The 15,511-nt window shown below is 46.1% G+C and carries 10 protein-coding genes; 4 read left to right on the plus strand and 6 right to left on the minus strand.

The window, feature by feature from the left end:
• Positions 1-63: 63 nt before the first annotated feature.
• The 6 genes from C1S73_RS19550 to malT all read right to left on the minus strand — a co-directional run bounded on the left by C1S73_RS19550 (position 64) and on the right by malT (position 6,574).
• Positions 64-366, minus strand: a complete 303-nt coding sequence (locus tag C1S73_RS19550; RefSeq protein WP_038868960.1) for a PTS sugar transporter subunit IIB — start codon at positions 364-366, stop codon at positions 64-66.
• 176 nt (positions 367-542) lie between these two features.
• On the minus strand, positions 543-1,010 hold the full coding sequence (locus C1S73_RS19555; protein ID WP_038868962.1) for a copper chaperone PCu(A)C: 468 nt from the start codon (positions 1,008-1,010) through the stop codon (positions 543-545).
• Positions 1,000-1,611 (minus strand): SCO family protein, encoded by a 612-nt coding sequence (locus C1S73_RS19560; RefSeq protein WP_009706507.1) that lies wholly within the window; start codon positions 1,609-1,611, stop codon positions 1,000-1,002. The genes C1S73_RS19555 and C1S73_RS19560 overlap by 11 nt, the downstream gene beginning before the upstream one ends.
• Positions 1,612-1,620: 9 nt before the next feature.
• Positions 1,621-2,046 carry a hypothetical protein gene (locus tag C1S73_RS19565; protein WP_038868964.1) on the minus strand — a complete coding sequence of 142 codons (426 nt, stop codon included), beginning with the start codon at positions 2,044-2,046 and terminating at the stop codon, positions 1,621-1,623.
• Positions 2,047-2,250: 204 nt separating this feature from the next.
• A complete protein-coding gene (locus C1S73_RS19570) occupies positions 2,251-3,168 on the minus strand; it encodes a polyprenyl-phosphate transporter (RefSeq protein WP_038868965.1) in 918 nt (305 codons plus the stop codon).
• Between the two features lie 697 nt (positions 3,169-3,865).
• Positions 3,866-6,574, minus strand: a complete 2,709-nt coding sequence (malT, locus tag C1S73_RS19575; protein ID WP_038868966.1) for an HTH-type transcriptional regulator MalT — start codon at positions 6,572-6,574, stop codon at positions 3,866-3,868.
• 569 nt (positions 6,575-7,143) lie between these two features.
• Between malT and C1S73_RS19585 the strand changes: the two genes are divergently transcribed.
• The 4 genes from C1S73_RS19585 (at position 7,144) to mtgA (ending at position 15,449) form a co-directional block, all read left to right on the plus strand.
• Entirely contained in the window at positions 7,144-9,597 is a 2,454-nt protein-coding gene (locus C1S73_RS19585) for a glycogen/starch/alpha-glucan phosphorylase (protein ID WP_038868969.1), read from the plus strand.
• A gap of 375 nt (positions 9,598-9,972) precedes the next feature.
• The gene (gene malQ, locus C1S73_RS19590) at positions 9,973-12,153 is read left to right on the plus strand and encodes a 4-alpha-glucanotransferase (protein WP_038868971.1); all 2,181 of its coding nucleotides are present in this window, start codon (positions 9,973-9,975) and stop codon (positions 12,151-12,153) included.
• 250 nt (positions 12,154-12,403) lie between these two features.
• Positions 12,404-14,608 carry a 1,4-alpha-glucan branching protein GlgB gene (gene glgB / locus C1S73_RS19595; RefSeq protein ID WP_038868973.1) on the plus strand — a complete coding sequence of 735 codons (2,205 nt, stop codon included), beginning with the start codon at positions 12,404-12,406 and terminating at the stop codon, positions 14,606-14,608.
• Between the two features lie 133 nt (positions 14,609-14,741).
• Entirely contained in the window at positions 14,742-15,449 is a 708-nt protein-coding gene (gene mtgA, locus C1S73_RS19600) for a monofunctional biosynthetic peptidoglycan transglycosylase (RefSeq protein ID WP_081634772.1), read from the plus strand.
• The last annotated feature ends 62 nt before the right edge of the window (positions 15,450-15,511 follow it).

The raw sequence follows: 15,511 nt of genomic DNA on the forward strand, positions 1-15,511 counted from the left end.
CGTTGGTGAGTTAACGGCCGGAGTATAGCGGCTGTGATTCGAATCTTACAACTCCTTTGCGTTTTATATGTGTTTTATTCGACGTTCTTCCATCTCTTGTGAATAGGTGTTGGCTTTTACGCCGTAGATGATTTGGATATGTCGGTCATCGATGATCACCACACCGTGTGCCCCGTGTTCTTTCAATGCTTTTTGATTCACGATAGCGGTGCTTTTTAACGTTAGGCGTAGCCTTGTCGCGCAAGCGCCCGTTTCGACCAAGTTATCCAAACCGCCTATGGCTTGTATCACGGTGTCGACATCTTGTTCCAGATTTGGATTCACTTGGGTCAGCATTTTGAAGACGCGAGAAAGGGCTTTTAACATGGCGAGAAACTCGTTTGGCAGCAAAGCCTTGTTTATATCTCAGCTGCGGCTGTTTCGCTCTGATTTAGGACACAAAATTATGCATTGATAGCTTGGTGAATGCTGCTCAGAGAAGAGAGAGGAATAAAAAAGCTCCTCACGTTGGAGGAGCTTTGAACTGATTTGCCGAGCAACAATTAATGCTGATGCTCGTGCTTTTTCATTCCAGCCATGACTTTTTTAACCGGTGCGGTAAAGCTTTGCTTTTGACCATTGTCGTAAGTCACGGTGACTTCGATTTCGTCGCCTTCATTAAGCGGCTGTTTAAGGTCGAACAGCATGATATGCAGGCTGCCCGGTTTTAGCTCTGTGGTTTCTTTTGCTGTTAGTGTGATGTGATCTACTTGACGCATCTTCATCACATCACCTTCTTTAATCACATCGTGCAGCTCAACTTTGCCTGCTGCTGGTGTTTCTGCTGCAACGATATTGATGTCTTCTTGGCTTCGGTTAGCAAAGGTAACAAATACAGCACTTGTTACGGCACCTGGCGCCATGGCTCGTGCATACGGCTCATGTGGCATTACATTGAGGTTTGCTTGTGCCAAAGGGCTTAGAAGTAGGGCGGAGAGGGCTAACGTTTTGATTGCATGCTTAGCTTTCATTGGTTTTTCCTTCTGCAGTCAGTTTGGTTATCGCCTCGACAATTGGCGCAGGCGTTAAAGTATGTGGCACTTTAGTGATGAGTGTGCCGTCGGGCTTCAAGAAATAGAAATATGAGCTGTGGTCGAGAGTGTATTTCAGCTCAGAACCTTCGAGTTCCGTTTTACGGAAGATAACACCGTACTTGTGAGCAAGTGGGGTGGTGACATCCAACGGTGCTGACAGGCCTTCAATCATAGGGTGGAAGTAGTGCGCGTATTTGGCGGATGCATCGGCTTCGTCGCGCTCTGGATCAAGCGAGATAAACATCGGGCGCAACTGTGCTTTTTGCGCATCGTCGATTTGATTGAGTGCGCCTGCTAGCATGGCTAATGAGGTCGGACACACGTCTGGACAACGCGTAAAGCCAAAGTAAACAATGCGAATGCGATCATCGCTGGTATCGAAGATATCGACAGGTTTATCGCCTTCGCCGAACAAAACACTTTGTTCGGTCGCGACTTGTTGTTTTTTCTCTACGTCTTTTTGTCCATCTAGATACGTTTTGGTACCAAAGCCGAGGACAAAAGCAACCACGAGAAAAAGAGACCAATTACGGCTCATATCAATTCCTTATCTTTGCATTTTGAGGGCTGGGTAGATGGTGTCTTTACCGTCGGAAAGCTCACCAACCCACGTCATCGAATCTTGTGTACAAACGGGCAATGTCACGTCTCCCACGAATTTACCCGGCGCCACTTTCTTCAGCATGAATTTTGGCTCGCCCATTTCCATTTCTCGACCAACCAAACTTAATACAAGCTGATCGGCTTCGCTGTCTTGCCATTCGACTTCGAGTTGAGCGGGGATCAGAGGTTGAGCAGTATCGACGCTAAGCGTCATCGCAACATCATGTTGGATGCAAGATTCAGTAGAGAGGAAACAGTATTCATCGAGCGACTTAGGCTCGGGCGCTGAAGAGAAGTTTTTGATCAGGGTAGGCGCGTAAAAGCCAGCAACCAGTGCAACGGCTATCCCTGCGATTTGTAACACTTTCATTAAGATTCAGTATTTATCACTTAACATTGTCTGCATCCTAGCACAGATGGGATGTAGGAAAACTCGTAACTTCAACAAATTGTGCACTATACCCAAGTAACCTCGAGATGCTTGGTTCAGCGAGAATGACTTGGTTTGTAGAGCGTAAATAAAAAAACGGAGCCAATGGCTCCGCTTCTTAAATGATGGAATAGTGGTTCAGATTTATTTGTTTGAATCCGCAAACTTTTCTAAACCAAGTACCAGTGCAATGGCAGCTAGCATCATGATCACGGCTAACACCAGTTGTGATGGTTGAGACGTGATGTGCTCAAACTCAAACGGTGACAGGTTTTGCTCTAGCAATGGCACTTGTTCACCTTTCGAGTTTGTACGCCATGTTAACGTCTCTTTCCAAGGCCAGATCTTCGGTAGCGTGCCGATCATCAAGCCTGTTAGGAACATCAAAGTTAAATCGCGGAATTTGCGCAGTAACCAAGATAACAGGTGAGAGAAAGACAATAGACCGACCACACAGCCAACAAGGAACAATGCAAGAATATCAACTTGGAACCCTTTCACTGCGCCTAGTACAGGAGCGTACATGCCGATCAACAGCAAAATAAAGCTGCCTGAGATGCCCGGTAGGATCATTGCACAAATCGCAATCGCACCTGCAAGAATGGTGTTGATTGCAGTTGGCTCCATGTGAAGTGGTTTTAGTACCGTGATGCTGTAGGCAAAGCCAATACCAATCAAGAGGGCAACAAAGCGAATCGCATCGCGTTTCTCTACTTGGCGAATGATGTGGTAGACCGACACCAAAATCAGGCCGAAGAAGAAAGACCAGATTGGAATTGGGTGGGTTTCTAGTAGCCAGCTGATCAGTTTTGCCAGTGTTGCGATACTAGTGAAAATGCCCGCAAACAATGAAATCAGGAAGAAGCCGTTAATATGGTTAAATGCGGCTTTGAAGCCATCTTTTTTCCAAATCGAGAAAAGTGATGGGTTAATACGTCGAATGCTTTCTAGCAGTGTGTCGTAAATGCCGGTAATGAATGCAATGGTGCCGCCTGATACGCCAGGAACAACATCAGCTGCACCCATGGCCATTCCTTTAAAGTAGGTGATTAGATAGTTCATTTCTCAAGTACTAAGTCATGTTGATGGCAGTGAGTATACAAACATTGATGTCAAAAAAGTATGAAATAGTGTTTCGGAAGAGTTCGAAATGATGGCTTATCGGAGAAACACAAACTCTATCGCGAGTTTGAACAAATAAAACAGAACGATAAGCGAGATTTAGCAATGTGAAGAGGGGAAATATAAAAGGCGCAACACTGTCTAAATCATCCTAACTAAACAATAAATATCGTGAATCTGGCCATTTGATGATTTATTTATCATTTATGAAGTATGATTGCGTATTGCAACTGCGTTTTGCGTTTTGGTTTTGCATATTGCAAATTTATCCGTTCTGGTCTGATCTGATATGAGATCTTGTGCCCAAAAATAAAGCTTTTCAAATTGGCATGATTAATGCATAATTCTTTTCGACCCTTCTTAAGCCGAGGGTCACCTAGCCAACTGACGTTGTTAGTGAATACACATTGTTCACATCATACATAAGCCAATCGCCTTAATTGCGGTTGGCTATTTTTTTGTCTGTAGTATACCCAAATAACCTTGAGATGCTTGATTCTGCGAGAATGACTCGGGTATATATGTACAACGTTTCCTACGTGCTTTGCAATTTGCACTTTTCAACGATTAATGAGCAATAAAAAGGGCTGACGCATAACGCCAACCCTAGTATCTAGCACTAATTTATTCAGTCCGATCAGTACCCCATCAACTGCAACAGATTTTCCGCTGTTACGATGGCTTCCTTACGGTTAGCAATGTTGAGCTTTTGGTACAAGTTACGAATGTGAGTCTTAATCGTTGTGCCTGCGACATCCAACTCTTGCGCGATTTGTTCGTTGCTAAAGCCTGAGTAGATTAGACCAAGAACTTGCCATTCGCGTTGAGTCAGTGGACTTGTACGAACCAGTTCCGGTACGTTCGGGTGATTCACCAATTTCTCAATAAAGTCTTCATCGAAGTGAATAGAACGACTGCGTTGGTTTGATGAAATGTCTTTCATCAATTGCTGAGCACGATGACGTTCTAGGTCACCGAGTTCGTGACGAAGACTTAGCTTCTCTAACAGACCACCAATGGTGGCTCCATCAGTAAGGAAGTTACCTACCATGCCAGTTTGGTTCGTCATAACTAGGGCTTCTTTCAATAGCGCTTTCGCTTGGTCTTCGTCTTTTTGGCGTGCTGCCAAGATAGCCTCTACAACCAAGTTACGGTTTGTATCCGTCACCAAATTCGTACGACTAGCTTCACTTTGCAAAAAGTTCAGTGCCTCACGTGCTTCATCATATTGGCCTAGGTTGATATGAGCGCGAGCAATGTTACGCCATTGCAGTTGTTGGAAGTGATTACATGCGGATTCAGGGCGAACGGCAGTATTCAACCATTCTTGAATCGCTTCTGTGTTACCGCGCGCTTGCCAGAACAAGATCAGAGAAAGTGATGCGTTCGCAGTCCAATCTACGTGGTAAGTAGACTGTTTCATCAAGTGTTGGATGTGCTCAATGAATTTTCCTGCTTTATCGAGTTCACCACGGCCAATTGCAATACGTGCCAGCATTGAGTAGCTATGTAAGTGCTTGCTTGGTGAGTGATTTTCCAGAATTTGCAGACCTTTGTACGCACACTCTTCCGCTTCATCCAGACGGTTCCAACACCACAATACTTGAGCGCGAATACGCAGCAAGAATTCATGAAGGGGTACGTGTTGTAGCTGCTGGTCTTCGATCAGACGGAAGCCTGAGTCTTGCAGTTCAAATGCTGCTTGAACGTAACCTTGCGCAATCATAATTTCGCTTTGCTGCAGGATTGCCCACAACGCTTGGTGGTAAACCTGATACTGGCGAGCCAGCTTTTCGGTTTGCTGCATCATTGGCAACGCACGATCGAGCTTACCCAATACGTGGTTAACTTCACCGACGACCGATGTCGCCACGATGCGACTGCGGTACACGGTAGGGTCAAGTTGACTCAATGCCAGTTCGGCTAGTTCCAATGCACGCTCTGGTTGGTTGCTGTTGATCGCAACTTGAGCGAGCAGGGCGTGGGCTTGGCCTTGGTAGCCAGAATCCAACTCGATATTTCGCTTAGTGTGTTCTTCTTCGGCTTCTGCCAGCAACTCGCCCACTTGATTGTAACGGTGTTGGCTTTGTGCCAACCATGCTCTTAGCATCGACAGTTTTGGATGGCTGAAGAGTAACTCTTTGTCCAGTTTGTTGATCGCCGATTCTAAGGTGGTTAACTCACCTTGGTTAAACATCTTCCAACCAAATTCATTTAAGATTTCGACGATCAAGTCGGTATCATGAGATTTCTGCGCATGATGAATGGCTTGATGCGGTGCTTTCTGGTTCAACCAAGCAACGGCGGCATTACGATGTAGGTCTTTTTCTTGTTGTGGAATTCGAGCAAGACGTTCATGAGAAAGGAATTCGCCAAATAAATTGTGGAAGCGGAACCAGTTTTGCTCACCTTCCAGCGGATAGATGAACAGACCATAACGGTTCAGAGATTCAATCATACCTAGCGCGTCTTCACGCTGTGTGAGTGCGAAAACTAACTCATCATTGAAATGGTCCAGCACCGACACTTGCATTAAGAAGTGGCGTGTTTCGTGATCAAGCAAATCAAACACTTCCTCGACAAGGTAATCCCATAGGTGCGCATGATTAAACTGGGAAACCGACTCGACGGTTTGTGCCAGTGTGCGGTTTTGATGTTGTGCTTGCAGCGCGATCAATTGCAACGCGGATGGCCAACCTTCCACATAAGTACGTAGATTGTTTGCCATGTCTTCATCAATGCCATCGGCAATACGTTGGTTGAAGAAACGTGTGGTTTCCTCTGTATCGAATGCCAACATTTCGTTGCCAATTTCGATCATTAAATCGCGTACGCGTAAGTTAGCCGTACCCAAAGGTGGTGCCGCACGGCTTGTCACAACCACGGTTAGGTTGTCAGGCATGTGCTTTAAGAAGAAGCGCATTGACTCATGAATTTCGTCGTTGGTGATCAAATGGTAATCGTCTAAAACGACATAGCACTCATGCTGAAAATCCGCCATTTCGGCGAAAACTTCGCTGAATAGAGAGCGCAACGAAGAGAACTGACGTTTCTCCGCCAGTTTTTGAGCATTAGAGCAGTTGTAGTTGGTGGCTTTATTTAAGGCTTGCAGTAGATAGTTAACGAAACGAAAGCCATCGTTATCGCTATCGTCAATGCTATACCAACCGACATTGGGTTTATCTGACAGCCACTGAGCCGCCATGGTGGTTTTCCCGTAACCAGCAGGCGAGCGGAATAGTACTAATTTGTAGTAAGGCGCTTGTTGTAGTAAGTCCAATACTCGTGGACGGACGATAGCATTATGCAAGCGACCCGGACGAGTAAGTTTAGATGGAATCCACATTATTGATTCTGTCCTTGTTTTTTGAGCTAGCGAAACTAGAAAACTGACCCACACCACTAAAAATTTTAGTTTGTATGAAAAGTGTACAGGCTTGTGAGTCGTTTGGGATGGTACGACATCAGAAATGCCTCTTACTTTGATCCACTTCCTAATTCTCGAGAGTTGATGAAAATGCCGTCAACTACGCCCTGTATTTGTGATTCTGGTCACTTAAACGTCGCTGGTATTGATTTCATGTAGTTTGAGTTGCACATCTATTACGAAAAAATTATCGATGTTAAAAGACGTAATGTGATCGATTAGACACTTTTTACATTGGAGTGGGAAGGGGTCATAAAAACCGTCATGAACAAATTTTAATCTTTCTCAAGATTGGTTGTGATCCGAATCACTAAGAACAGGACGAGAGAGAGCTGTGTTGCGATTTGGATCACTAACTTTTCAATGGTACTCCCTCTACGCCCTACCCCCTCCTCCCACGAAGGAGGAGAAACAGGAGGATGTTTATTCACAGAGGGAAATGCAGGATGTATGGCAGATGAATTACTAAATGACGTGAGAATTTCTTAATGAAACCAACTCAACAAAAACAATTTGACAAGAAGTCGTTCCAAGAGAGTGTGAAGAAGCATCTATCTGTAACTTATGCACACACGATTGAAAATGCAGATAGCCGTGCATGGTACCTAGCAATGGGTCGCGCACTGGCAGAATTCACGACTTGTGATTTGCTTGCTACAGAAGAAGATCCTCGCATCAAGAATGCGAAAAGCGTTAACTACCTTTCTCTAGAATTTCTAATCGGTCGTTTAACGGGTAACAACCTAATCAGCATGGGTCTTTACGAAGAGATCACTGAAGCAATGGCTGAACTAGGTCACAACTTAACTGACCTTCTAGAAGAAGAACGCGACCCATCATTGGGTAATGGTGGTCTAGGTCGTCTAGCAGCATGTTTCATGGATTCATGTGCGGCGCAAGAATTCCCTACTGTAGGTTACGGCCTGCACTACGAATACGGTCTATTTAAGCAGTCGTTCAAAGACGGCCGTCAACAAGAAGCACCAGACGCATGGCGCGGTGTAGAAGGTTACCCTTGGGAAGTGGCTCGTCCAGAGCTTGCGCAAGAAATCGGTTTCTACGGTCACGTTGAAGTGGTAAACGAGAACGGTAAAGAAGTTCGTAAATGGTTTCCTGGCATGTCTGTAAAAGCAATGCCTTGGGATCTACCTATCGTCGGTTACGAATCAGACACGGTTTACCCTCTACGTCTTTGGGAATGTCAGGCTATCGCACCATTCTCACTAGCAAGCTTTAACAACGGTGATTACTTCGAAGCTCAGCACGCGCTGATCGACGCAGGTAACATCACTAAAGTGCTTTACCCGAACGATAACCACGAGAAAGGTAAAACACTGCGTCTAATGCAACAGTACTTCCACTCAGCAGCGTCTGTACGCGACATCCTACGTCGCCACGAAGCTGCAGGCTACTCTCTAGCGGATCTACCGAAGCAAGAGACTATACAGCTTAACGATACGCACCCAACAATTGCTATCCCTGAGTTAATGCGCATTCTAATGGATGAAAAAGGTCTTACTTGGGAAGCGGCTTGGGAAATCAGTTCTAAGACATTTGCGTACACCAACCACACGCTACTTCCAGAAGCACTAGAGACATGGCCAGAGTCGCTAATCCAGCGTCTACTTCCACGTCACATGGAAATCATTTTTGAAATCAACCACCGCTTCCTACAAGAAGTTCGTAAGATGTGGCCTGGTGACGGTGAGAAGCAAGCGAAGCTTTCTATCATCCAAGAAGGTTTCAACCGCATGGTTCGCATGGCTAACCTATGTGTCATCGGTTCTTACGCGGTGAACGGCGTAGCAGCACTTCACTCTGAATTGGTTAAGAAAGACCTATTCCCAGAGTTCCACGAGATGTACCCAACTCGTCTACACAACGTAACGAACGGTATCACTCCTCGTCGTTGGTTGAAGTTCTGTAACCCAGGTCTTTCTAAGCTAATCACTGAGAAAGTAGGTCCAGAATGGCCTGCGAAACTAGAGCAGCTAGAAGGCATTGCTAAATACGCAACAGACGCGAAATTCCAAAAAGAATTCATGGCTGTTAAGAAAGAAAACAAACAGCGTCTTGCTGATTGGGTTCTAGATAACATGGGTATCGAGCTAGATACTAACGCTATCTTCGACGTTCAAATCAAGCGTCTACACGAGTACAAGCGTCAGCACTTAGATCTGCTACACATTCTGTCTCTATACCACCGTATCCTGAACGAACCAGGTTTCGAGTGTGAGCCACGTGTATGTTTCTTCGCAGCAAAAGCAGCACCGGGTTACCACCTAGCGAAAGAAATTATGTTCGCAGTGAACAAGGTTGCAGAGAAGATCAACAACGATCCTCGCATCGGTAACAAACTGAAAGTGGTATTCATCCCTGACTACCGCGTGAGCATGGCTGAGATCATCATCCCTGCGGCAGACGTTTCACAACAAATCTCGCTAGCGGGTAAAGAAGCATCTGGTACAGGTAACATGAAGATGGCTCTTAACGGTGCCCTAACTATCGGTACGATGGATGGTGCTAACGTTGAGATTCGTGAAGAAGTGGGCGACGAGAACATCTACATCTTCGGTCTTGATGTTGAAGGCGTGAAAGCGGTGAAAGCAGCTGGCTACAACCCTTACGATTACTACAATGCTGACCACTTACTGAAAGCGTCTCTAGACCTACTAACAGGCGAAGAGTTTACGCCAGGTCAACCAGGTCTGTTGCGTGCGACATTTGATAGCCTACTAGATGGCGGTGACCCATACCTATGTCTTGCTGACTTTGCATCTTATGTGAAAGCGCATGAAGACATGGGCAAACAATACAAAGACCAAGCGGGTTGGGCTAAGAAAGCCATTCTTAACACCGCCCTAGTTGGTAAGTTCACATCAGACCGCTCTATCCGCGACTACGTGAACAACATCTGGAAACTTGAGACGGTAAAACGCTAATAGTGATACCCAAGTAACCCCAGGATGCTTTGTTCAGTGAGATTGACTTGGTTTTCAGGCAAGGCAACGATTTGAAGATATAGTGGTTCTATATCAAAAATTGTTAACGAAGCATGTAAGACAAGGCAACTCGCCCTCTGTGAGCGTGTCATTGACCCGATTTCGGTGTCAAACAACTTGGAAAGAGGCTGCTATTCCGCGGCGTTGCTTTCCTTGAACTCGAATCAATGACAACGCTCTGAACTGTGCATCTTGAGGTCACTTGGGTATAAGACCAAGGTAGCCGAGCGCTACCTTTGGTCATTTTCAAAGATTAGTTATTGATAACAATAAAACCCTACATGGAAGGTGTTGGTATTACCTTCGGAGAAAGCGATGAAAGAACAAACAGCACTAAAGAAAGTCGCAGACATGGCGCGATTAGCTGATAGCTACGTCAGCGCGTGGGGAGACGAGGCAAAAGTTTCTGAAGAAACACTGCGCCGCTTGCTCACTTCACTTGGCTACGATACTAGCAGCGATGAGAAGCTATTGGCTTCTGCTGAGAAAAAACATAAGAAAGACGTACTAGCCCCTGTTCTTGTTTTACGCGACGGCGAACCAGTCGAAGTGGAACTAAACCTAGGTACGAGTGCTCGCGAGAGCGAATTTAGCTGGCGTTTAGAAACAGAACAAGGAGAGGTACTTGAAGGCTATCTTCAGTCGCAAATTGTTCGTGATGAACGAGCTGAGGGTGGCCCTCTAGTGTTTGCATTGCCAAAGAACTTGGCATGGGGTTACCACAAACTGATCATTAGCCGTAAGCGTCGCAAAACGCCTTACGAAATGTCGCTGATCATCACACCTAAAGCGTGTTTCAAACAAGAAGACCTAAACCAACACAAAAAGCTATGGGGCCCAAGCATCCAGCTTTACACACTGCGTACTCAGCACAACTGGGGTATCGGTGACTTCGGTGATCTGAAGCAGTTGGTGAGTGACATCGCATCTCGTGGCGGTGACTTCATTGGTTTGAACCCGATTCACTCATTGTTCCCAGCGAACCCAGAAGGTGCGAGCCCATACAGCCCGTCTTCTCGTCGTTGGTTGAACATCATGTACATCGACGTAAGCTCTGTGCCTGAGTTCGCACTAAGTGCAGAAGCACAGCAACGTGTTGGCAGCGCTGAATTCCAGCAACGTCTGCAAAAAGCACGTGAATCACATTGGGTGAATTACACCGAAGTGTCTGAGCTGAAGATGAGCGTGTTACCGCTACTATTTAGTGAGTTTAAAGCGCGTCACTTAGACAAGAACACTGACCGTGCTCGTGCATTCCTAGAGTTTGTAGAGCTTGGCGGTGACAGCCTACTTCACCAAACGGCATTTGATGCTTTGCATGGTGAATTGCACGCGGAAGATTCAAGCGTGTGGGGTTGGCCTGTATTCCCTGAGAAATACCGTACATTTGACTCGGCGGCGACTCAGAAGTACATCAAAGATAATCAAGAGCGTGTTCACCTGTACATGTACCTACAGTGGATCGCTGACGATCAAATCAAAGAAGCGCAAGCACTGGCTGAAGAAAAAGGTATGACCGTTGGTCTTTACCGAGATCTCGCTGTAGGCGTTGCGGATTCAGGTAGTGAAACGTGGGCTGATGAAGGCAACCTAGTTCTAGATGCAAGTATCGGCGCGCCGCCAGATATTCTTGGTCCTCTAGGTCAAAACTGGGGTCTACCACCGCTAAACCCACAAGTGCTAGAAGCAACTGGTTACGATGCGTACATCAAGCTATTACGTGCCAACATGAAGCACTGTGGTGCACTGCGTATTGACCACGTTCTTGGTCTACTTCGTCTATGGTGGATTCCAAAAGGTGAGAAAGCGACAGAAGGTGCTTACCTTTACTACCCAGTTGAAGACATGCTGGCAATCCTAGCTCTTGAATCTCACCGTCATCAGTGTTCAGTTATCGGTGAAGACTTGGGTACCGTGCCAGATGAAATTGTCGATATCCTACGTGACGCAGGCGTTCACTCATACAAAGTGTTCTTCTTCGAAACATCAAAAGACGATGGCGGCTTCATTTCTCCGAAGCATTACGCTGAACAGTCGATGTCGGCATTGTGTACACACGACATGCCAACCCTCCGTGGTTTCTGGCATTGCGATGACTTAAAGATGGGGCGTGAGATTGGTCTTTACCCAGACGAGCAACAATTAGAAGGTCTATTTGAGGATCGTTTGAAGTGTAAACAAGGCATTCTAGACAGTGTTCGTTGGCATGGTTACTTGCCAGAAGGTATTGGCCATGATGCTCAATACGTTCCAATGGACACGTACTTGAGTGAAGCGCTTCAATTGCACGTTGCTGCGGGTGATTCTGCATTACTGAGTGTTCAGCTTGAAGACTGGTTAGAGATGGATCAACCAGTTAACATTCCTGGCACGGTAGATGAGTATCCAAACTGGCGTCGTAAGCTGTCGATGAACCTTGATGAAATCTTTAGCCGCGAAGAAGTAAACCGCATTTCGAAACGTCTCACTGAAGTGCGTGCGAAAGTAGGCAAATAATGAGTATTGAGTGATGTAGGAAATCGTGAATTTAATTGCGTAGAGGTACGAAAGTACAGCCTAGGTCACTCATTAAATCGGTACGATCCGTTAGGATGGAGTACCGTTATTATGCCCGCAACAATAGCGGGCATTTTTGTTTTTTGATGCCACTTTATTCATTGAATGGATAAAGTGAGCGGTTTTATATTTTTGTGAATTCGCAACGTTTGGCTGAGGAAATCCGATATTCAAAAACCACTAGGAGAATATCGGTGCTAGGGAGAAAGATTTGAAAACTAAGGTAAAGAAAAACCACAAACGCGCATACGAACTATTGGCTGAGGCGGCTTACTCAGACCCGTTTGCTACACTGGGTCCTTTTGCGAATGACGAAGAAGGTTCATTAAGAGTCTGGATGCCAGGTGCAGACAAAGTTGAACTGGTTGTCGAAGGCGAACCACGTGTGGAATTAAAGCGCGATGGTGACAGCATTTTTGTCCTAGAAGAAGTGCGCGATTTGCACTTAACACACTACCAATTAGCGGTGAATTGGGATGGTGTTGAACAGCTTGTCGACGACCCTTACCAATATCACAATATTTATCAAGAATATGAGCACCTGCATACGCCAAAAGACATGTACCACTACATGGGCTCACATTTCGTGACGATGGAGCGAGATGGTAAAAATATCTCGGGCGTTCGATTCCTTGTTTACGCACCTCATGCATCCGCCATTAGCCTAGTTGGCAGTTTCAACCAGTGGGATGGCCGCCGTCATCCGATGCAACGCCTTGATTACGGCATTTGGGGCTTGTTCATTCCTGATTTGGAAGAGGGCGTACAATACAAATTTGAGCTCAAAGGACCAAATGGGGAAGGGCTTCCTCACAAACAAGACCCTTGGGGTTTCTTCTCAGAGCAATACCCGTCTTTCGCATCGATTACGTACGATCATAATCGTTACCAATGGCAAGACACCAAATGGCAAAACCGAACGGTCACGCAAAAACGTGATGAGGCTTTATCCTTCTACGAACTCCATGCTGGTTCTTGGAAGCGCAATGCGGACGGTGATTTCCTAAACTACCGTGAACTGGCCACTGAGTTAGTACCTTACCTTGTTGACATGGGCTACACCCACGTTGAACTGATGCCAGTTTCTGAACATCCGTTCTTTGGCTCTTGGGGTTATCAACCTGTTGGCTTGTTTGCGCCGACTAGTCGTTACGGCTCTCCGGATGATTTCAAGTTCTTCGTTGATGCGTGTCACCAAGCTGGCTTGGGCGTGGTACTGGATTGGGTGCCTGCTCACTTCCCGTCGGACGATCATGGCTTAGCGAACTTCGACGGTACGCCACTGTTCCACGATCCAGATCCTCGTCGTGGTTGGCACCAAGATTGGAACTCATACATTTACGATTTAGGTCGTGAACATGTTCGTCGCTTCCTTGTGTCTAACGCACTGTACTGGTTCGAGCAATTCCATATTGATGGTATTCGTGTTGATGCTGTCGCTTCAATGCTCTACCTAGACTACTCACGCAGCCACGATCAGTGGATCCCGAACGTCGACGGTGGTAATGAGAACTACGATGCGATCGCAACCTTGAAGTGGATGAACGAAGAGGTGTACAAGCACTTCCCGAATGCGATGACGATTGCAGAAGAATCGACCGCATTCCCGGGTGTGTCTGCTCCGACGTTTATGGGCGGTTTAGGCTTTGGCTTTAAGTGGAACATGGGCTGGATGCACGACAGTCTATCGTACATTCAAGAAGACCCTGTTCACCGCAAATACCACCACAATACCATCACATTCCCGCTTGTTTATGCACATAGTGAGAACTACGTATTGTCGCTATCTCATGATGAAGTGGTGTACGGCAAAGGTTCTATTCACAACAAGATGCCGGGTGATGAGTGGCAGCAAACTGCAAACCTACGTGCGTACTACGGCTACATGTATGCGCAGCCAGGTAAGAAACTCAACTTCATGGGCGCTGAGTTAGGCCAGACGGCTGAATGGAACCACGACGATCAGTTGCAATGGTTCTTACTTGAGTTTGGTCGCCACCAAGGTGTACAAGCGCTGATTCGTGACTTAAACCACTTATACCGAAACGAAGCGGCGATGCACGACCAAGATTGCGTGCCTGCTGGTTTTGAATGGCGTCTGCAAGATGAAGCTGATTCCAGCATTTTGGCGCACGAGCGTATCAGCCAAAAAGGCGAGCGTGTATTGGTGATCAGTAACTTCACTCCAGTTCCGCATGAGCGTTTCCGTTTGGGTGTTCCAATGGAAGGCAAATATGAGCTTCTGTTGAATACTGATGATGTGAAATACGATGGCAGCGATTTTGAAGTGCTGGCCAGCGTAGAAACAGAAGAAGTAGAAAGCGAGTCGCTACCTCAGTCTCTTGAGCTGCGTTTACCGCCACTATCAACCGTATTCTACAAATTGGCAAAGTAAGCTGAGTTTACGCACATAACTCAAATAGCCAAAGAACCTGATAAACATCAAGCCCGCTTTACAATGTAAATCGGGCTTTTTTTGACCGTTTTTTCACTAACGGTAAACAGACTCCATACTCTATACTTGCACCATGTTGTTTTATGAAATCAGGCTAGGTCGGACTTTGAGAAAGATTAAATCCCTTCTGTTCAATATCTTATTGGTGCTTTTGCTTTTACCAGTGATGCTCGTTGGCATAGTGAAATACGTCGATCCACCAATTTGGGGATGGAAGATCAGCCGCATGATTTCTCCTCCTGAGGGATTCCCTGAAGACAGTCAAAATGAGTGGGTGCCTTTGAATGATATTTCTAAGCACATTCAATTGGCCGTGATCGCGACAGAAGATCAAACGTTCCCGACCCATTACGGTGTGGATTTTGATTCTTTATTTAAAGTGATTTCTCAAGCCGGAGAAAATGGCCCTTCGCGTGGTGCGAGCACGATTACGCAACAAACCGCGAAGAATGTGTTTCTCTTTCCTTCACACTCTTATGTGCGCAAAGCGTATGAGCTTTATTTTGCTCTGTTGATGGAAGCGATGTGGAGTAAAGAACGCATTCTCGAAGTGTATTTGAATGTGGTGGAGTTTGGTCCAGGTATTTATGGCGCGGAAGCCGCTGCGCAAAACTACTTTGGTATTCCTGCTAAACAACTGTCAACACGCCAAGCAGCAAGGCTTGCAGTGGTGTTACCAAATCCGTATCGCATCAAAGTCTATCCTCAGACTTCTTACACCATCAGCCGCGTCAATTGGGCGATGAGACAAATGCGCAACCTTGGTAGCGTTCAGCTTTAAACTCCCTTTTATCCTGCTCATAAATAGAACTACGCCCCAATAAAAGCAAAATGTGAAGCGTC

Origin of the sequence: Vibrio jasicida 090810c (assembly GCF_002887615.1) — a bacterium.
Lineage (GTDB): Bacteria > Pseudomonadota > Gammaproteobacteria > Enterobacterales > Vibrionaceae > Vibrio > Vibrio jasicida.

Excerpts from the sequence above, each read along its gene's own strand:
- C1S73_RS19550 (WP_038868960.1), bottom strand. The coding sequence starts at position 366 with ATGTTAAAAGCCCTTTCTCGCGTCTTCAAAATGCTGACCCAAGTGAAT.
- C1S73_RS19555 (WP_038868962.1), bottom strand. The coding sequence starts at position 1,010 with ATGAAAGCTAAGCATGCAATCAAAACGTTAGCCCTCTCCGCCCTACTT.
- C1S73_RS19560 (WP_009706507.1), bottom strand. The coding sequence starts at position 1,611 with ATGAGCCGTAATTGGTCTCTTTTTCTCGTGGTTGCTTTTGTCCTCGGC.
- C1S73_RS19565 (WP_038868964.1), bottom strand. The coding sequence starts at position 2,046 with ATGAAAGTGTTACAAATCGCAGGGATAGCCGTTGCACTGGTTGCTGGC.
- C1S73_RS19570 (WP_038868965.1), bottom strand. The coding sequence starts at position 3,168 with ATGAACTATCTAATCACCTACTTTAAAGGAATGGCCATGGGTGCAGCT.
- malT (WP_038868966.1), bottom strand. The coding sequence starts at position 6,574 with ATGTGGATTCCATCTAAACTTACTCGTCCGGGTCGCTTGCATAATGCT.
- C1S73_RS19585 (WP_038868969.1), top strand. The coding sequence starts at position 7,144 with ATGAAACCAACTCAACAAAAACAATTTGACAAGAAGTCGTTCCAAGAG.
- malQ (WP_038868971.1), top strand. The coding sequence starts at position 9,973 with ATGAAAGAACAAACAGCACTAAAGAAAGTCGCAGACATGGCGCGATTA.
- mtgA (WP_081634772.1), top strand. The coding sequence starts at position 14,742 with ATGTTGTTTTATGAAATCAGGCTAGGTCGGACTTTGAGAAAGATTAAA.